The organism is Mesorhizobium sp. WSM4313, assembly GCF_002294725.1.
Lineage (GTDB): Bacteria > Pseudomonadota > Alphaproteobacteria > Rhizobiales > Rhizobiaceae > Mesorhizobium.
On record NZ_NSFT01000015.1, the window covers coordinates 58,448 to 75,757 of the forward strand.

The following is a 17,310-nucleotide window of genomic DNA, read 5'->3' on the forward strand; positions in this document are numbered from 1 at the left end:
ACCTAGACCGCTCCTGTCATTTTTTTTTATGATTATATCTTGGGTTATGCCGCCCCAGGCTCGAACGTCGCGCCTTTCGCGCTGTCACTCAATTGAAATATCGACATGGCAGGCGCAGCGTCTTTGCATGCGTCGGACGTTGGCGGGCGGCATCGATTTGCCGGCGCCGAAAGGGGTCAACCGGCAGATGCACCGATCTTTCAGTCGACGGTGATTTCGATGACGCGCGGCCTGCCGGCCGCCCGCGCGCGCTTCAGCGCCAAGGCAAGGCCGCCAGCCCCGGCCAGCCGCTCGGCCACGATGCCATAGGCCTCGGCGAGCTTGCAGAAATCGGGCGGTACCGGCGACACGCCGACCGGCTCGACGCCGACATCGAGCATCGAGGTTTCGATCTCGCGATAGCCGCGATTGTTCCAGACGACGAAGATTACCGGCGCTTCGGCGTCGAGCGCGGCGCCGATCTCCGGCAAGGTGAACTGGAAGCCGCCATCGCCGGTGAGGCACACCACCGGCGCCTCGGGCACGGCAAGTGCCGCGCCGATCGCCGCCGGCGGACCGTAGCCGAGCGCGCCGAAGCCGGTCGCGGCGTTGAACCAGCCGCCGGGACGGTCGTGGTCGTAATAGAGGTTGGCGGCATAGATCGGCTGGGTTGAATCGCCGACGATGATGGCGCCCGGCAGCGCGTCGCGGATTGCCTCCACGGCGCGAACCTGCGCCAGGTATTCGGGCTTCAGCTCGGCCAGCGCTGCCTTCCGCGCGGCGGCCGCGCGAGCCTCGCTATCGCTTGCCGCGGCATGGCCAGATCCGATCGCTGCAAGCAGCGCCTCGATCGCTTCGGCGCAATCCGCGTGGATGCCAACCGTCACCGGCCGGCGCGCGATCTGGTCGGCGCCGATATCGATGCGGATCAGGTTCTTCGGCAGCACGAAGCCGCCGTCGCCATAACCGTCATAGTCGGTCGGGCCGAACTCGGTGCCGGCGGCGATCACGAGATCGGCGTCCGCTATCAGCGCGCGCACGGCCTTGAGGCTGGGGCTCGCCGGCACGCACAGCGGATGGCCATGCAGCAGGCCACGCGCATTGGCGGTCTCGGCCACGGGGGCGCCGAGCATCTCGGCCAGACGCCGCAGCGCCGCATCGGCCTTCTTGGCGCCGCCGCCTGAAAGGATCAGCGGACGGCGTGCGGCCCTGCAAAGCCGTGCGGCCTCGGCGATCGCCGCCAACTCCGGAGCGGGCGGCGCGGCATTGCTAAGGATGGCCGCAACACCATCGGCGGGCTTGACCATGACGTCGGTGGGGATCTCGATATGGACCGGCCCCGGGCGTGAGGAGGAGAAAACGGCGAAGGCGCGGGCGAGCGCGCCAGGCAACTGCCCGGCCTCGGTGATGCGCTCGGAAAACAGCGCCACCTTCTCCATCATGCCGCGCTGGTCGGGCAGCTCATGCAGGAAGCCCAGCCCTTTTCCCAGCGTGTCGGTGGCGTTGACGCCTGAGATGACCAGCATCGGCACCGAATCGGCGCGCGCCTGGCCCATGGCGGTGATGGTGTTGGTGAGGCCCGGCCCGGTGATGACGAAGGCGACGCCGGGACGGCCACCGGCGCGCGCATAACCATCGGCCATGAAGCCGGCGCCCTGCTCGTGGCGCGGCGTGACATGGCGGATCTTCGAGCCCGCCAAGCCGCGATAGAGCTCGACCGTATGCACGCCCGGAATGCCGAAGACGGTGTCGACGCCATGCGCCTCGAGCAATTTGATCAGCGCCTCGCCGATGGTGGTCATTGGTTTCCTCCCTTTTCCGGCGCCAAGCCGAGCTCGGCCTCTATGGCTTTGACGCCAATCGCCGCCAATTCGCCAGGCGAGAACATCTCTGCTGCCAGGCAGCCTTCGATCCAAAGCCCGTCGATGATCGCGTTGATCGCGATGGCATGGCGACGCAGCTCGCCTGCGTCCGGCTTGCGCCGCTCGGCGGCGAGGACCTCGGCAACGACCGCTTCCACCTCGTCGCGAAAGCCGAGATAGCCTTCGCGATGGGCACGGGCGAGCGCCGGATCCGCATTGGCGCGGCCAAGGAAGGTTGCCCAGAGCGAAAACACCCGCCGGTCGACGATCGGCGCGTTGAGGTTGGCGGTGACGAAAGCCGCGAGGCGTTGGCGAGGCGAGGCGTCTTCCATGACCAATGCCGCCTTCGCCTGCTCGGTCATGCGGCCGACCAGCGCCGTATAGGCTTCCTGCAGCAATTCTTCCTTGCCGGGAAAATAGTGCCGGATCAGCCCGGCGGTGACGCCGGCGCGCAAGGCGATGGTGCGCAAGGTGGCGCCCTGAAGGCCATATTCCGCCACGCTGTCCAGCGTCGCATCGATCAGATCCTGCCGCCGCCGCTCCTCGCCCTCGCGGCGGAACTTGCGGCGCGCATTCATTGGCGCAGGATCGGCCGCGTCAGGCATGTCGGCCCGCCTTCGCAGGCGATGCAGAGCGCATCCGCCTCGAATGTCTCGACCGTGCAGCCGGCCGCTTCCATCGCGGCCTTGGTCTTGGGAAAACCCGCAACGGCGATGACCTTGTGCGGGCTGGTCGGCAGCACGTTCAGGCTGAGGCCGTTGGAAGCGGCGAACTCTTCGGCGTCGCCTTCGACCAGCCGGATGCCGCGCGCCTTCAGCATCTGATAGAACGCCGCCGGCAGAAGCGGCGAATGGACCAGGGCCAGGTCGTCGGCCAGCGGGCTGATCACCGACATCAGATGCAGGCACGCCTCTTCGCCCTGCCACAGCGGCAAATCGAAGCCGTAGACGGAAATGCCCAGCGGCGTCAGCAGGTTGGAAACCTGCTGGATGCCTTCCTGGTTGGAGCGCACACCACGCCCGATCGCCAGCGTGCGGGCATCCACCCATACGCAGTCGCCGCCTTCGACCTGACCAGGCGCCTCGACACGACCGAGGACGGGAATGCCCAGTCTCTTATAGGTTTCCTCATGCAGCGAGGGCTCCCGAGCGCGCAATGGTTTGCCCATGGACAGGATCAGCGCGCCGCGGTCGGTCATCAGCGACGGGTCATGCGTGAACACCGAATCCGAAAGGCCGTCGGTCGTGTCCTCGATCCATTCGATCTCGGCGCCGGAAGCCGCCACCATGTCGGCAAGGGCCGCATGCTGCACGGCTGCTTTCGCCGGGTTGAATCCCGGGCCATAGTGCCAGGCCGCCCTGTCGGCGTCGCGCATGGCGTTGGCCGCCGACCGCATCAGCACGCGCCGCAGCGGCGCCGCCATGGACTGTGACCCGAAAGCGCTCATCGATGCCCTTTTAAGATGAAAAAAATCGTGAAAATTTCATGAAAGGCTATTTATACACTTGCGCAACAAGGCCGCAAGTGCCGTAATGAGCGGGATTGACGGGCTCGCGCTGTCGGGTCCATGCTGAAGCCTGGAGCGGGTCAGTGCAGCGTATGTTGATTAGCCGGATAGACGTTCGACGACCTGCCGTCGGCCAGATAGAGGTCACCCGGTGAGCGCTGCAGCAGCTGCCGCAGACCAATCCGGTGAGGCGCAGAACGGCGCCGCCGAAGCCATCCATGTCGAAAACCTGCACAAGAAGTTCGGCCAGCTGCACGTGCTGAAGGGGGTTTCGCTGTCGGCGCGCGACGGCGAGGTGGTCGCCATCATCGGCGGCTCCGGTTCCGGCAAGTCGACGCTCTTACGCTGCATCAACTGCCTGGAGAACCCCACAAGCGGCATCATCCGGGTCAATGGCGAGGAGATCAAGCTCAAGGCCGACAGCCACGGCCACACCGTTCCGGCCGACCGCAGGCAGATCGAGCGCATTCGCTCGAGGCTCGGCATGGTGTTCCAGAATTTCAACCTGTGGAGCCACATGACGCTGATAGAGAACGTCATCGAGGTTCCGGTGCATGTGCTGGGCGTCAAGCGCGACGACGCGATCGCCCAGGCCGAGAAGCTGCTTACCCGCGTCGGGCTGGCGGAGAAGCGCGACGTCTATCCGGCGTTCCTGTCCGGCGGCCAGCAGCAGCGGGCCGCGATCGCCCGCGCGCTGGCGATCAATCCGCGCGTCATGCTGTTCGACGAACCGACTTCCGCGCTCGATCCCGAGCTGGTCGGCGAAGTGCTGAAAGTCATCGGCGACCTGGCGCGCGAGGGGCGGACCATGGTGCTGGTGACGCATGAAATGAAGTTCGCCCGCGAGGTCGCGACGCATGTCGTCTATCTCTACAACGGGCTGGTCGAGGAAGAAGGTCCGCCGGAACAGCTGTTCGGCGCGCCCAAATCCGAAAGGCTCAAGCAATTCCTCCGCAATGTCGGCTAGGTGCCGGCATCAAGCGGAGCGAAAAACCGGGAACAACAACAAACTGGGAGTCCTGACATGAAGACTGTTCTCAAGACATTTGCCGCCGCGCTGCTTCTCGGCGTCGCGGCGATGGGCGGAGTGGCCAAGGCCGAGCAGGTCAAGATCGGCGTCGCCGCCGAACCCTACCCGCCCTTCACCTCGCCCGACGCCAGCGGCAAATGGGTGGGCTGGGAGATCGACTTCGTCAACGCCGTCTGCGCCGAAGAGAAACTTGACTGCGTGATCACACCGGTGGCCTGGGACGGCATCATCCCGGCTCTGACGACCAAGAAGATCGACGCCATCGTCTCTTCCATGTCGATCACCGACGAGCGCAAGAAGACGATCGACTTCTCGGACAAGTACTACAACACCCCGACCGCGATCATCGGGCCGAAGGACCAGAAGTTCGGCGCCACGCCGGACGATCTCAAGGGCAAGGTGATCGGCGTCCAGGTCTCGACCGTGCATGCCGTGTACGCGAAGAAGCACTTCACCGGCGCCCAGGAAATCAAGGAATACCAGACCCAGGATGAAGCCAACCAGGATCTGGCCGCTGGTCGCATCGACGCGGTGCAGGCCGACTCGATCGCGCTCGGCGAATTCCTGAAGTCGGACCAGGGCAAGGCCTGCTGCGACCTGAAGGGCATGGTGGCGCCCGACGACGAAGTGCTTGGCCCGGGTGTCGGCGCCGGTATCCGCAAGGAAGACACCGCGCTCAAGGAAAAGTTCAACGCCGGCATCAAGGCGATCCGCGCCAACGGCAAGTATGACGAGATCTCGAAGAAATATTTCGACTTCGACATCTATGGCGGCGCCACGCAGTCGAACTGAGCCCTCTCGAAATGAGTGAGGGCATGGCGTCCGCGCCATGCCCGATCTTGCCACGCGTGCCCGCCGCTGACCTGACCATCGGCGGCTCGCCAGCAATCCGGGGACGAAGCTGATCGACGCCTTTCTTCCGGCCTCCGCGGCCGGCATCATCGAACTCCTGTCGCCCGTGGCGCCCGGCTGGGGCGGCACGCTGCTGGTCGGCCTGCTGCATTCGATCGAGATCGCCATAGGCGCGACCTGCCTCGGCCTCATGATCGGCACCGCCGGCGCGTTCGGCAAGCTCTATGGCGGCCCGGTGACGCGCGATCTGCTCGCGGTCTACACGACTGTCGTGCGCGCCGTGCCGGAACTGGTGCTGATCCTGCTGCTCTATTACGCCGGCACCGACCTCATCAACCAAGTGCTGACGGCGATCGGCTACAGCCGTGTCGACATCAGCGGGCTCGCGGCCGGCATTTTCGTGCTGGGTTTCGTCCAGGGCGCCTATTCGACCGAAGTCATCCGCGGCGCCATCCTCGCCATCCCGCAAGGCCAGATCGAGGCCGCCCGCGCCTACGGCATGTCGCCGGGCCTGATGCTGCGACGCATCACTGTGCCGGCCATGCTGCCCTTCGCCCTCCCCGGCCTGGCGAATCTGTGGCTCATCGCCACCAAGGACACCGCGCTGCTTGCCGTCGTCGGCTTCTTCGAACTGACGCTGGCGACGCGCCAGGCGGCCGGCGTGACCAAGGCCTACCTGCTTTTCTACCTTGCGGCCGGCGCGCTCTATCTCGCGCTCTCGCTGTTCTCCAACCTGATCATCGGCCGCGTCGAGGCCTGGTCGCGGCGCGGCATGCCCTCCGTCAGGGAGGCGCGCTGATGTCCGCCGAAGCCTCCGCGATCCACATGGCGGCGCGCGCCTCGATCTGGCTCAAGCCGCACCGCATCGTGCTGATCCTGATCGGGCTGGCGCTGGTTCTGTGCGCCGCCGTCTTCATGCGCTGGGACTGGCTGCCGCAATATTGGGAAATGGGCCTGATGGGCATCTGGCGGACGCTTTGGATCCTCGCCGTGACCTGCGCGCTGGGCTTTGCGCTGGCCGTGCCGCTCGGGCTCGCCCAGGCAGGCGGACCGATCTGGTTCTCGGCACCGGCGAAGGTCTTCTGCACGATCATCCGGGGAACGCCGCTACTCCTGCAGCTCTGGCTGCTCTATTACGGCCTCGGCTCGATCTTTCCGCAATATCCGTGGATCCGTGAATCCTGGCTATGGCCGTATCTCAGGCAGGCCTGGCCCTATGGCGTGGTAGCGCTGACCTTTTCCTTCGCCGGCTATGAGGGCGAGGTTATGCGCGGCGCCTTTGCCGGCGTGCCGCGCGGACAGTTGGAGGCCGCCCGTGCGTTCGGCATGAGCCGCTGGAAAATCTTCCGGCGCATCTGGTTGCCGCAAGCCTTCTACCGTGCTCTGCCGACGCTGACCGGCGAGACCGTGCTGCAGTTGAAATCGACCCCGCTGGTGGCGACGATCAGCGTCATCGATATCTTCGCCGTCTCCTCCAAGGTGCGCCAGGACACCTATCTGACCTACGAGCCTTTGCTGCTGCTGGCGCTGATCTATATGACGATCACCGGTATCCTGGTCTTCGTCTTCAGCCGGATCGAGGCACGGATTCCGGTCAAGATCGGATAGCGAATAGAGAGTAGCGAATAGCGAGTAGTTTCTTTATTTCCCCCTACTCGCTACTCGCTATTCCCTATTCGCTACTCGCTGCAGGGCAACACTGATGCAACTCACCCTCGCCCAGGCAACAGGCCTATGCCGGATGGCGGCGCTTGGCGCCGGCGCCAATGGGGAGGCGGCGCAGTCGCTGACAGCCTCGATCATCGCCGCGGAGGCCGAAGGCCTGTCGACGGTGGGGCTGTCGCATTTCATCGACTATCTGGAAGCGCTCGAAGCCGGCCGCATCGACGGCAACGCCGATCCGGCGATCACGCGGCCGGCGCTCGCCGTCTATCTTTCGGATGCGCGCGGCGGACTTGCCCATATCGGCTTCGACCGCACAATCGACGACCTGGTCAAGGCGGCAAAACTGTTCGGCGTCTCGATCTTCTCGCAGAAGAACGCCTACACATGCGGCGCGCTCGGCTATTTCACCGGTCGGCTGGCCGACCAGGGGCTGGTTTCCTTCGCCGCCACCAACGGACCGGCGGTGCTTGCCGGCTCGGGCTCGGTCAAGCCGGTCTATTGCACCAATCCGATGTCCTTTGCGTCGCCCGCCGCCGACGGGCCGCCGCTGATCATCGACCAGTCGTCGAGCGCGACCGCCTTCGTCAACATCCGCAAGGCGGCCGAGGACGGCAAGAAAATCCCCGAAGGCTGGGCGCTGGATGCCAGCGGCAACCCGACCACCGATCCGGCGGCGGCGATGAAGGGCGCCATGCTTGCCTTTGGCGGCCAGCGCGGCGCCAACATCGCTTTAATGGTCGAGGTGCTGGCCGCGGGCATTTCCGGCGCCAACTGGTCGCTCGACGCGCCCTGGTTCACCGATGGGGCGGAGAGCCCCGGCACCGGCCTTTTCGTTCTGGCCATCGAGCCAAAGCTGCTCGACCCGAATTTCGAGCGGCGCATGAAGGACCAGCTCGAGCGGTTGCGGCGGCGCTATGGCGTGCATATCCCCGGCCGCTCGCGCGCTGACGCCGCCGAGAAGGCAAAGGCGCGCGGCATCACCACGTCCAGGGCAGTGGTGCAGCGCATTTCGGAATTCGCCGAGCGTTATTCGGCCTGATTTTCCCTCCGCGATTGAACTTTTTTTCGACGTGACACGACTCATATCCGGCACCCCACGCCGCGAGCCGCCCGATTGGCTTCGTCGCGGCTGGCGGCGCCACGCCGGGCGTTCAGGGCGGGGCGGGCGTGCTTGCTTCACGCCACCTTGATGCCGTCTCAGGTCAGGCCGTCTCGTTGGACACTGCTTCGGTGTGGACACTGCCCGGAAAACCCCGCTTCGGCGGGGTTTTCTGTTCTCCCAAATGCGGCGGGGCAGGCATTCCGGGCAAGTTCAAAAACAAGCCGACGGCGACTTCCGGTCGCTCTTTGCCTTTGGCGAGAAACGGATTAAGAAACGGCTTCAGCCAAGCATTTGCGCGCGGAGCCAGTCATGACCGAAATCCTGCAGACCCCCAAGCTCGTCGTCGTCTTCGGCGGCTCGGGCTTCGTCGGTCGCCACGTCGTGCGAGCGCTGGCCAAGCGCGGCTACCGCATCCGGGTCGCCTGCCGGCGGCCCGACCTTGCCGGCCATGTGCAGCCGCTCGGCAATGTCGGCCAGATTCAGCCCGTGCAGGCCAATGTGCGCGTGCGCTGGTCGGTCGACCGCGCCGTGCAAGGCGCCGACCATGTCGTCAACTTGGTCGCCATCCTGCATGAGACCGGCCGCCAGAAATTTGGCGCCGTGCACGAGTTCGGCGCGCGCGCCGTCGCCGAGGCCGCACGCTCGGTCGGCGCCGGCCTCACCCAGATCTCGGCGCTCGGCGCCGATCTCAATTCGCCGTCCAACTACGCCCGCACCAAGGCGCTGGGCGAAAGGGCAGTGTTCGAGACGATTCAGGATGCCGTCATATTCCGGCCGTCGATCAATTTCGGACCGGAGGACCGCTTCTTCAACCGCTTCGCCGGCATGGCGCGCCTGTCGCCCGTCCTGCCGCTGATCGGCGGCGGGCAGAACAAGCTGCAGCCGGTCTATGTCGGCGACGTCGCCGAAGCGATCGCGCGCTCGGTCGACGGCAATGTCAAGGGCGGCCAGATTTATGAACTCGGCGGCCCGCAGGTGCTGACCTTCAAGGAATGCATGGAGGAAATGCTTGCCGTGATCGACCGCAGGCGCCTCCTGGTGCCGGTGCCGTGGTGGGTGGCGAACATCCAGGCGTCGATCCTCCAGCTGCTGCCCAATCCGCTCCTGACCAAGGACCAGGTGCTGCAGTTGCGTGAGGACAATGTCGTCTCGGACGAAGCCGCCAAGGCCGCCAGGACGCTTGCCGGGCTGGGCATCCAGCCGCAGGCGATCGCCACCATCCTGCCCAGCTATCTCTGGCGCTTCCGCGCCGCCGGCCAATTCCAGCAGCGCCGGCCGATCGCGGACCGTTAGACCAGTTTCTACGCCCGCCGGGAGACCTGCATCGGCAGGCCGCCCTGCGGCTGCGTGGTGAGCTTCTGCACCGGCCATGGCCGGGTCTGCGACGTAGCATCGAAGCGGAAGCGCGACAACAGGATCGCCAGCGCGATGATCGCCTCCTGCATGGCGAAGCTGGCGCCGATGCAGACGCGAGGCCCGGCGCCGAAGGGCAGGTACTGGAAGCGGTCGATCCTGTCGCGGTTTTTGGGATGGAAACGTTCCGGCAGGAAGGCGTTCGGCCTGTCCCACAGCTTGCGGTGGCGATGCACCACCCAGGGCATCACCAGCACGGCGGCGTATTTCGGAATATATAAGCCGTTCCAGGTCTCCGGTTCGATCGGCTCGCGGTTGATCGAGGGCGCAGGCGGATAGAGCCTGAGCGCCTCCTCGAAAGCGGCGCGGGTGAGCGGCATGGCATCCAGCCACTTGGTCGGATCGGGTTCGCGCGCCAGCACGGCGTCGATCTCCTGCTCGATCTTGTCGCGTTCCCAGGGCGCCCCGGCGAGGCAATAGATCGTCCAGCCCAGCGCCCGCGCGGTCGTCTCATGGCCGGCGCCAATGAAGGTGATGATGTTGTCCTCGACTTCGGCGCGGGTCAGCCCGTCCGGCCCCTCGGCGCGCAGCAGAAGCGTGAGAAAATCCTGCGGCACGCCGTCGGGATCGCGCTTCAGCCGCTCCTCGCGCATCTTCACTGTGTTGGCCACGATATTGCGGAAATAGGCCATGGTCTTGCGGCCGCGGATGCGGGTTAGCCGCGGCAGCCATTCCGGCGCGCGCAACAGGTCGAGCGGATCGACGCGGCCCATCGTTTCGAACAGCCGGTCGATCTCCTTGGCGAAGCTGCCGGGCTCGCCGGCGATCTCGCCGGAAAACAGCGTTTCGGCGAGGATGTCGTAGGTGAGCAGCGTCATGTCATGCGCGACATCGGTCATGCCGCCGGCCTCGTAGCGGGTGACGAAATCCAGCGTGCGCTTCAGCATCGGCCCGGCGAAGCCGAAGATGTGGCGCGGTGTGAACACCGGCGCCATCGCCTTGCGCGAGCGCCTCCAGACCTCGCCTTCGGCGGTCAGCAGCCCGTCGCGCAGGATCGGCCGCAGGATCAGCTGGCGCACAGTCGCCATCTTGTAATTCCTGGCGTTATCGATCAGCACATGGCGGATGAGGCCGGGATCGTTGGCGATGACCAGAGGGCCGCCGATGCCGGTCACCGAGATCCAGGGCTCGTTGTAGGTATGCTCGCCCCACAGCTCGAGCGGATTGCGGTAGACGATGCGCATCATCTCCAGCGTCGAAGGCGGCGTTGTGCGCGGCGTCGGCGCCGGCGGCACGAAAGGGGCGGGCTTGGTGTCCATGAAGCATGCTCCGCTGACAGCCGAATGTAGTGTCCGACGAAGCGGGCGTCCATCTGGCCGAGCAGGTCCGCGACCGTCACCAAATGTGACTCGCGTTCAGCCAGCTTGCCGGTCCGTCGGCTGGGGTGAATGAAAGGCTTCTCGCCAAGCCGGCAAAATGGCCGCAAACCTTGGAAAACCAGCCGTTTGCGCCTATATCTAGGACATCAAAACGGCGCGATTCGGGGTGACTTTCCCGTGCCGGACCATCGACATCAATCAGACAGGTATTCATGAGCGACCAGACCGAAAGCGCCATTGGCGTGGAAGCCGAGTACGGCGCCGATTCCATCAAGGTTTTGAAGGGGTTGGATGCCGTTCGCAAGCGTCCAGGCATGTATATCGGCGATACCGATGACGGCTCGGGCCTGCATCACATGGTCTATGAGGTGGTGGACAACGCCATCGACGAGGCGCTGGCGGGCCATGCCGACCTCGTCTCGGTGACGCTCAACCCGGATGGTTCCGTCACCGTGATCGACAATGGCCGCGGCATTCCGACCGACATCCACTCCTCAGAGGGTGTTTCGGCTGCCGAAGTGATCATGACGCAGCTGCATGCCGGCGGCAAATTCGACCAGAACTCCTACAAGGTTTCCGGCGGTCTGCACGGCGTCGGCGTCTCGGTGGTCAACGCGCTTTCCGCATGGCTCAAGCTCAAGATCCGCCGCAACGGCGAAATCTTCGAGATGAGCTTCACGCATGGCAATGCCGACGCGCCGTTGAAGGTGACGGGCACATATGAGCAGAACAAACAGCCCGGCACCTACGAGGGCCGCAGCGGCAGCGAGATCACCTTCTTCCCGTCGGCCGAGACCTTCACCATGGTCGAATTCGACTATGGCACGCTGGAGCACCGGCTGCGCGAGCTCGCCTTCCTCAATTCCGGCGTGCGCATCGTGCTGACCGACGCGCGTCATGCCGACCTGGTGCGCCACGAGCTGCATTATGACGGCGGCCTGGAAGAGTTCGTCAAATATCTCGACCGGGTGAAGAAGCCGCTGATCGAAACGCCGATCGCCATCCGCGCCGAGCGCGACGGCATCACCGTGGAAGTCGCGATGTGGTGGAACGACAGCTATCACGAGAACGTGCTGGCTTTCACCAACAACATCCCGCAGCGCGACGGCGGCACGCATCTGGCGGGCTTCCGCGCGGCGCTGACCAGGCAGATCACCGGCTATGGCGAATCGTCCGGCCAGACCAAGAAGGAAAAGGTTTCGCTGACCGGCGACGACTGCCGCGAAGGCCTGACCGCCGTTCTATCGGTCAAGGTGCCGGACCCGAAATTCTCCTCGCAGACCAAGGACAAGCTGGTTTCGTCCGAGGTCCGCCCGGTGGTGGAAAGCCTGGTCAACGAGGCGCTGGGCACCTGGCTGGAAGAGCATCCGAGCGAAGGCAGGGTGGTGGTCGAGAAGGTGATCCAGGCGGCGGCCGCGCGCGAGGCCGCGCGCAAGGCGCGCGACATCACCCGCAAGAGCTCGCTCGGCGTCACCTCGCTGCCCGGCAAGCTCGCCGACTGCCAGGAGCGCGATCCGGCGAAGTCGGAAATCTTCATCGTCGAGGGCGACTCGGCCGGCGGCTCGGCCAAGGGCGGACGCTCGCGCCAGAACCAGGCGATCCTGCCGCTGCGCGGCAAGATCCTCAATGTCGAACGGGCGCGCTTCGACCGCATGCTCTCTTCGGACATGATCGGCACGCTGATCACCGCGCTCGGCACCTCGATCGGCAAGGACGAGTTCAATGCCGACAAGCTGCGCTACCACAAGATCATTCTGATGACGGACGCCGACGTCGACGGCGCCCACATCCGCACGCTGTTGCTCACCTTCTTCTTCCGGCAGATGCCGGAGCTGATCGAGCGCGGCCATCTCTACATCGCCCAGCCGCCGCTCTACAAAGTGACGCGGGGCAAGAGCTCGCAATATCTCAAGGACGAAAGCGCCTATGAGGAATATCTGATCGGGTCCGGACTGGATGAGGCCTCGCTGGTGCTGGCCTCCGGCGAGGTACGGACAGGACAGGACCTGCGCGCCTCGGTCGACGACGCGCTTTCGGTGCGCCAGCTAATCAACGGGCTGCATACGCGCTATAACCGCAGCGTCGTCGAGCAGGCGGCGATCGCCGGCGCGCTCAATCCCGACCTGCTTGCCGATCTGGGCCGCGCCAATGCCATGGCCGAGCGCGTCGCGAAGCGGCTTGACATGATCGCCGAGGAGACCGAGCGCGGCTGGACCGGCAGGCTGTCGACGTCCAATGACGGTTCGGGCGGCTATGTGTTCGAGCGCACCGTGCGCGGCGTCAAGGATGTGGTCCAGCTCGACGCCGGGTTGATCAATTCGGCCGATGCGCGCCAGCTCGACCGCTACGCAGCGCGCCTGGCGGAAGTCTATGGCGAGCAGCCGGCCTTGCGTCGGAAAGAGACCTCGGAACTCCTCTCGGGGCCGCTGGCGCTGCTCAACGCAGTGTTCGCTTCAGGCCGCAAGGGCCTCACCATGCAGCGCTACAAGGGTCTCGGCGAGATGAATGCCGAGCAGCTCTGGGAAACCACGCTGGACCCGAATGTGCGCTCTCTGCTGCAGGTCAAGGTCAACGACGCGACCGACGCCGACTCGCTGTTCTCGCGGCTGATGGGCGACGAGGTGGAACCACGCCGCGAATTCATCCAGGACAATGCGCTGTCGGTGGCCAATCTGGATATCTGAGCGCGCCTTTACAGATTCAAAAAGAAAGGCCCGACAGCTGTCGGGCCTTTCTTTTTGATGCCTGCCATGACGCTCAGTGATCCATCGCCTTGACGATTTCCTCGGTCATCTTCTTGGCGTCGCCGAGCAGCATCATGGTGCCGTCCTTGTAGAACAGCGTGTTGTCGATGCCGGCATAGCCGGAACCGAGCGAGCGCTTGACGAAGAGGCAGGTGCGGGCCTTGTCGACGTCGAGGATCGGCATGCCGTAGATCGGCGAGGACTTGTCGTCGCGCGCAGACGGGTTGGTGACGTCATTGGCGCCGATGACATAGGCGACGTCGGCCTGCGCGAATTCCGAGTTGATGTCCTCCAGCTCGAACACCTCGTCATAAGGCACGTTGGCCTCGGCCAGAAGCACGTTCATGTGGCCGGGCATGCGTCCGGCGACCGGGTGGATGGCGTATTTCACCTCGACGCCGTTGGCCTTGAGCTTGTCGGCCATTTCGCGCAGCGCATGCTGCGCCTGGGCGACCGCCATGCCATAGCCGGGCACGATGATGACCTTCTGCGCGTTCATCATCAGGTAAGCCGCGTCGTCGGCCGAGCCCTGCTTGACGGTGCGCTCGATGCCGTCGCTGGCCACCGCGGCCGTCTCGCCGCCGAAGCCGCCGAGGATGACCGAGATGAAGCTCCGGTTCATGCCCTTGCACATGATGTAGGACAGGATCGCGCCCGACGAGCCGACCAGCGCGCCGGTGATGATCAGCGCCAGGTTGCCGAGGGTGAACCCGAGTGCCGCCGCCGCCCAGCCGGAATAGGAGTTCAGCATCGACACCACGACCGGCATATCGGCGCCGCCGATCGGGATGATCAAGAGCACGCCGAGCACCAGCGAGGCGGCGACGATCAGCCAGAAGACGAGCTTGGACTCGGTGGTCACGAGCAGCACGATCAGCACCACCAGCGCGATACCGAGCGCGATGTTGATCAGGTGACGGCCGCCGATCATGATCGGCTTGCCGGACATGCGGCCGTCGAGCTTCAGGAAGGCGATGACCGAGCCGGTGAAGGTGATGGCACCGATGGCGACACCCAGGCTCATCTCGACCAGCGCCTGGGCGTGGATGTCGCCCGCCGTGCCGATGCCGAAACTTTCCGGCGCGTAGATGGCGGCAGCCGCCACCATCACGGCGGCGAAGCCGACGAGGCTGTGGAAGGCGGCGACCAGCTGCGGCATCGAGGTCATGGCGATGCGACGCGCGGTGACGGCGCCGATGCCGCCGCCAATGGCGAGACCGAGCACGATCAGGCCGAAGCGGCCGGCCGAAGGCAGCGCCAGCGCCAGCGTTGTGGCGATGGCGATGCCCATGCCGATCATGCCGTAAAGATTGCCCTGGCGGCTGGTGGTCGGGTGCGACAGGCCGCGCAGCGCCAGGATGAACAGGATGCCGGAGACAAGATAGAGGAAGGAAGCGAAGTTGGCGTTCACGTCACTTTTCCTTCTTCTTGTACATGGCGAGCATGCGCTGGGTGACGAGGAAGCCGCCGAAGATGTTGACCGAGACCAGCACCAGCGCGACGAAGCCGAAGCCCGCGGCCAGGCCGGAAGCGGCGATGCCGACGGCGAGCAGCGCGCCGACGACGATGACCGAGGAGATGGCGTTGGTGACGGCCATCAGCGGCGTGTGCAGCGCCGGCGTCACCGACCAGACGACATAATAGCCGACGAAGATCGCCAGCACGAAGATGGCGAAACGGAAGACGAAGGGATCGATGGCGCCGCCCGAAAGCGCATGCGCGGCGTTGCCGGCAGCCTCGCCGACCGGTGCATTGGCGAGATCCTGCACCGCAAGGCGGACGGCGGCGGTCGCCTGATCGAGCTGGTCGAGGGCTTTCTGCAGCTGTTCCATCACGCGGTCCCTTTCGACTTGGACGAGGGCGACTTGGCAGCGGCAGGATTCTTTGCCGCTGTCTTCTTCGGAGCAGGATTGGAGGCGTCGGCGACCATGGTCTTGGCAGGAACGGCGGCCGGTTCGACGCGCGGCTCTTGCGCCGCCTTGGCGAAATTCGGGTGCACGACTTGGCCAGCGTCAGTCAACATGGTGGCCTTGACCAACTCGTCGTCGCGCTTGATGGCGAGCGTCTTCGCGGTCTTGTCGACCATCGTCTCGAGGAAGGCGTAGAGGTTCTTGGCGTAGAGCAGCGAGGCGGAAGCAGCAACACGACCAGGCACGTTGAGATGGCCGACGATCTTGATGCCGTTTTCCGTCGTCACGACCTTGCCGGGCACGGCGCCCTCGACATTGCCGCCGCGCTCCACCGCCAAGTCGACGATCACCGAGCCCGGCTTCATCGAGGCGACCATGGCAGCCGAGATGAGCTTCGGCGCCGGACGGCCAGGGATCAGCGCGGTGGTGATGACGATGTCCTGCTTGGCGATGTGCTCGGCAGTCAGCGCCGCCTGCTTGGCCTGGTATTCCTTCGACATTTCCTTGGCGTAGCCGCCGGCCGTCTCGGCCGCCTTGAACTCCTCGTCCTCGACCGCCAGGAATTTGGCGCCGAGCGATTGCACCTGCTCCTTCACCGCCGGACGCACGTCTGTAGCGGTGACGATGGCGCCTAGCCGCCGCGCGGTGGCGATGGCCTGCAGGCCGGCGACGCCGACGCCCATGACGAAGGCTTTCGCCGCCGGCACGGTGCCTGCCGCCGTCATCATCATCGGCAGCGCGCGGTCATATTCGGCGGCCGCGTCGATCACCGCCTGGTAGCCGGCGAGGTTGGCCTGCGAGGAAAGCACATCCATCGACTGGGCGCGGGTGATGCGCGGCATGAATTCCATCGAAAAGGCGGTGATGCCGGCCTTGGCCATCGCGGCGACAGCGGCATCGTTGCCGTAAGGATCCATGATGGCGATGACGGCGGCGCCCGGCTTGTAGCCCTTGAGCTCGCCATCCGTCGGCCGGCGCACTTTCAGCACCACATCGGCCTTTTTGGCGTCGGCCGCCGTTCCGATCGCGCCGCCGGCAGCAGTGAAATCCTGGTCGGGAATGCGTGAGCCGAGGCCGGCACCCTTCTCGACGATCACGTCGAAGCCGAGACCCGCCAGGCGCTTGACCGTCTCCGGCGAGGCCGCGACGCGCGGCTCGTTCGGGTCAATCTCGCGAGGGATGAATACGATTTGTCCCACCGGATGATCCTTTCGGCTGGAACCTTGACTGCGCAAGGCGTCGGCCGGACGTCCGGCGACGTCGAGGGCAATGGGCTTGGGAAGTCTACCGCAGAATGAGAGTGCCGACGGCCATGATCAGGATAAACAGGATGGTCGCCGAGAAGAAGCCGCCGACGAAGAAACCGAAGGCCATTGCAATAAGGACGGCGGCACAGAACAGCGAGCCGTATTTGGCAAGACCGAGGAAGCCTTTGTAGGTACGGTCGTGCTCGGCATAGTCCATCTGCGCGCCCAGCTCGACAGGACCGGTCGGCGTGTGATCAGCCATGGAAGTACCCCTTCGAAAATGCCTTCGAGGCACATAGCGAAAAGCCGAACCAAGAGCAATGGCGCTATTGCCGCACAGTCCGCGACAACAGCCTCAAACGAAAGTTGAAATCGAAATGCCGCGCGATGTCGACGCGGCCGGCGCGGGATTTCAGCCCGCGAGTTGGGGGAAAAGGCCGAGCAGGCCGACAACGATCAGGTAAAGCGCGACGATGTAGTTGAGGAGCCGAGGCATCACCAGGATCAGCACGCCGGCGATCAGCGAGATCAGCGGCGTCAGCGCGAGCGAGTGGATGGTCATGCGGGATCCTTTCTTATGACAGGCGCGATCGCCTGGGCAGACCGGGCTGCGGAGCTTGTATCGACGCAATTCCGAACGGAAAAACGCTCACACTTTTCCTGGAATTGCTCTGACAACG

16 protein-coding genes are annotated in these 17,310 nt (G+C 65.0%); 7 read left to right on the forward strand and 9 right to left on the reverse strand.

The annotated features are described in order from the left end of the window. Nucleotides 1–200 precede the first annotated feature (200 nt). The 3 genes from CK219_RS25420 to CK219_RS25430 are packed head-to-tail and all read right to left on the reverse strand — an operon-like array spanning nt 201 to nt 3,288. Nucleotides 201–1,781: a 5-guanidino-2-oxopentanoate decarboxylase gene (locus CK219_RS25420; RefSeq protein ID WP_095769361.1), complete on the reverse strand. Its 1,581-nt coding sequence runs from the start codon at nt 1,779–1,781 to the stop codon at nt 201–203. Beyond that, nucleotides 1,778–2,446: a TetR family transcriptional regulator C-terminal domain-containing protein gene (locus CK219_RS25425; RefSeq protein ID WP_095769362.1), complete on the reverse strand. Its 669-nt coding sequence runs from the start codon at nt 2,444–2,446 to the stop codon at nt 1,778–1,780. The genes CK219_RS25420 and CK219_RS25425 overlap by 4 nt, the downstream gene beginning before the upstream one ends. Next, nucleotides 2,416–3,288 carry a dimethylarginine dimethylaminohydrolase family protein gene (locus tag CK219_RS25430; protein WP_095769363.1) on the reverse strand — a complete coding sequence of 291 codons (873 nt, stop codon included), beginning with the start codon at nt 3,286–3,288 and terminating at the stop codon, nt 2,416–2,418. Before CK219_RS25430 ends, CK219_RS25425 begins: the two co-directional genes overlap by 31 nt. 211 nt (nt 3,289–3,499) lie before the next feature. Between CK219_RS25430 and CK219_RS25435 the strand changes: the two genes are divergently transcribed. The 6 genes from CK219_RS25435 (at nt 3,500) to CK219_RS25460 (ending at nt 9,290) form a co-directional block, all read left to right on the forward strand. Then, a complete protein-coding gene (locus tag CK219_RS25435) occupies nt 3,500–4,315 on the forward strand; it encodes an ABC transporter ATP-binding protein (RefSeq protein WP_095769364.1) in 816 nt (271 codons plus the stop codon). A gap of 57 nt (nt 4,316–4,372) precedes the next feature. Then, nucleotides 4,373–5,170, forward strand: a complete 798-nt coding sequence (locus CK219_RS25440; protein ID WP_095769365.1) for a transporter substrate-binding domain-containing protein — start codon at nt 4,373–4,375, stop codon at nt 5,168–5,170. A 193-nt stretch (nt 5,171–5,363) separates the two neighbouring features. Beyond that, complete coding sequence (locus CK219_RS25445; RefSeq protein WP_176477148.1) at nt 5,364–6,029, forward strand: ABC transporter permease subunit; 666 nt, start codon at nt 5,364–5,366, stop codon at nt 6,027–6,029. Beyond that, nucleotides 6,029–6,838 (forward strand): ABC transporter permease, encoded by an 810-nt coding sequence (locus CK219_RS25450; RefSeq protein WP_095769367.1) that lies wholly within the window; start codon nt 6,029–6,031, stop codon nt 6,836–6,838. Before CK219_RS25445 ends, CK219_RS25450 begins: the two co-directional genes overlap by 1 nt. 94 nt (nt 6,839–6,932) lie before the next feature. Then, entirely contained in the window at nt 6,933–7,934 is a 1,002-nt protein-coding gene (locus CK219_RS25455) for an Ldh family oxidoreductase (RefSeq protein ID WP_176477143.1), read from the forward strand. Between the two features lie 372 nt (nt 7,935–8,306). Then, complete coding sequence (locus CK219_RS25460) at nt 8,307–9,290, forward strand: complex I NDUFA9 subunit family protein (RefSeq protein WP_095769369.1); 984 nt, start codon at nt 8,307–8,309, stop codon at nt 9,288–9,290. 8 nt (nt 9,291–9,298) lie between these two features. Here CK219_RS25460 and CK219_RS25465 read toward each other — a convergent pair whose 3' ends face one another. Beyond that, the gene (locus CK219_RS25465) at nt 9,299–10,669 is read right to left on the reverse strand and encodes a cytochrome P450 (RefSeq protein ID WP_095769370.1); all 1,371 of its coding nucleotides are present in this window, start codon (nt 10,667–10,669) and stop codon (nt 9,299–9,301) included. Between the two features lie 272 nt (nt 10,670–10,941). On the opposite strand from CK219_RS25465, the gene gyrB reads away from it, so the two are divergent. Beyond that, nucleotides 10,942–13,413: a DNA topoisomerase (ATP-hydrolyzing) subunit B gene (gyrB, locus tag CK219_RS25470; RefSeq protein WP_095769371.1), complete on the forward strand. Its 2,472-nt coding sequence runs from the start codon at nt 10,942–10,944 to the stop codon at nt 13,411–13,413. Between the two features lie 73 nt (nt 13,414–13,486). Here the strand turns inward: gyrB and CK219_RS25475 are convergent, their stop codons facing one another. From CK219_RS25475 to CK219_RS25495, 5 genes are all read right to left on the reverse strand, one after another. After that, on the reverse strand, nt 13,487–14,884 hold the full coding sequence (locus CK219_RS25475) for an NAD(P)(+) transhydrogenase (Re/Si-specific) subunit beta (protein WP_095769372.1): 1,398 nt from the start codon (nt 14,882–14,884) through the stop codon (nt 13,487–13,489). 1 nt (nt 14,885) lies between these two features. Continuing rightward, complete coding sequence (locus CK219_RS25480) at nt 14,886–15,305, reverse strand: NAD(P) transhydrogenase subunit alpha (protein ID WP_095769373.1); 420 nt, start codon at nt 15,303–15,305, stop codon at nt 14,886–14,888. Further along, a complete protein-coding gene (locus CK219_RS25485; protein WP_095769374.1) occupies nt 15,305–16,582 on the reverse strand; it encodes a Re/Si-specific NAD(P)(+) transhydrogenase subunit alpha in 1,278 nt (425 codons plus the stop codon). Before CK219_RS25485 ends, CK219_RS25480 begins: the two co-directional genes overlap by 1 nt. A gap of 85 nt (nt 16,583–16,667) precedes the next feature. Beyond that, nucleotides 16,668–16,892 (reverse strand): aa3-type cytochrome c oxidase subunit IV, encoded by a 225-nt coding sequence (locus CK219_RS25490; RefSeq protein ID WP_095769375.1) that lies wholly within the window; start codon nt 16,890–16,892, stop codon nt 16,668–16,670. Nucleotides 16,893–17,042: 150 nt separating this feature from the next. Further along, a complete protein-coding gene (locus CK219_RS25495) occupies nt 17,043–17,192 on the reverse strand; it encodes a DUF3096 domain-containing protein (protein WP_095769376.1) in 150 nt (49 codons plus the stop codon). Between the last annotated feature and the right edge of the window lie 118 nt (nt 17,193–17,310).

Bases quoted from the DNA above. Each gene is read 5' to 3' on its own strand.
- CK219_RS25455 (WP_176477143.1), top strand. From the start codon at position 6,933: ATGCAACTCACCCTCGCCCAGGCAACAGGCCTATGCCGGATGGCGGCG.
- CK219_RS25440 (WP_095769365.1), top strand. From the start codon at position 4,373: ATGAAGACTGTTCTCAAGACATTTGCCGCCGCGCTGCTTCTCGGCGTC.
- CK219_RS25480 (WP_095769373.1), bottom strand. From the start codon at position 15,305: ATGGAACAGCTGCAGAAAGCCCTCGACCAGCTCGATCAGGCGACCGCC.
- CK219_RS25420 (WP_095769361.1), bottom strand. From the start codon at position 1,781: ATGACCACCATCGGCGAGGCGCTGATCAAATTGCTCGAGGCGCATGGC.
- CK219_RS25465 (WP_095769370.1), bottom strand. From the start codon at position 10,669: ATGGACACCAAGCCCGCCCCTTTCGTGCCGCCGGCGCCGACGCCGCGC.
- CK219_RS25460 (WP_095769369.1), top strand. From the start codon at position 8,307: ATGACCGAAATCCTGCAGACCCCCAAGCTCGTCGTCGTCTTCGGCGGC.
- CK219_RS25490 (WP_095769375.1), bottom strand. From the start codon at position 16,892: ATGGCTGATCACACGCCGACCGGTCCTGTCGAGCTGGGCGCGCAGATG.
- gyrB (WP_095769371.1), top strand. From the start codon at position 10,942: ATGAGCGACCAGACCGAAAGCGCCATTGGCGTGGAAGCCGAGTACGGC.
- CK219_RS25425 (WP_095769362.1), bottom strand. From the start codon at position 2,446: ATGCCTGACGCGGCCGATCCTGCGCCAATGAATGCGCGCCGCAAGTTC.
- CK219_RS25495 (WP_095769376.1), bottom strand. From the start codon at position 17,192: ATGACCATCCACTCGCTCGCGCTGACGCCGCTGATCTCGCTGATCGCC.
- CK219_RS25450 (WP_095769367.1), top strand. From the start codon at position 6,029: ATGTCCGCCGAAGCCTCCGCGATCCACATGGCGGCGCGCGCCTCGATC.
- CK219_RS25430 (WP_095769363.1), bottom strand. From the start codon at position 3,288: ATGAGCGCTTTCGGGTCACAGTCCATGGCGGCGCCGCTGCGGCGCGTG.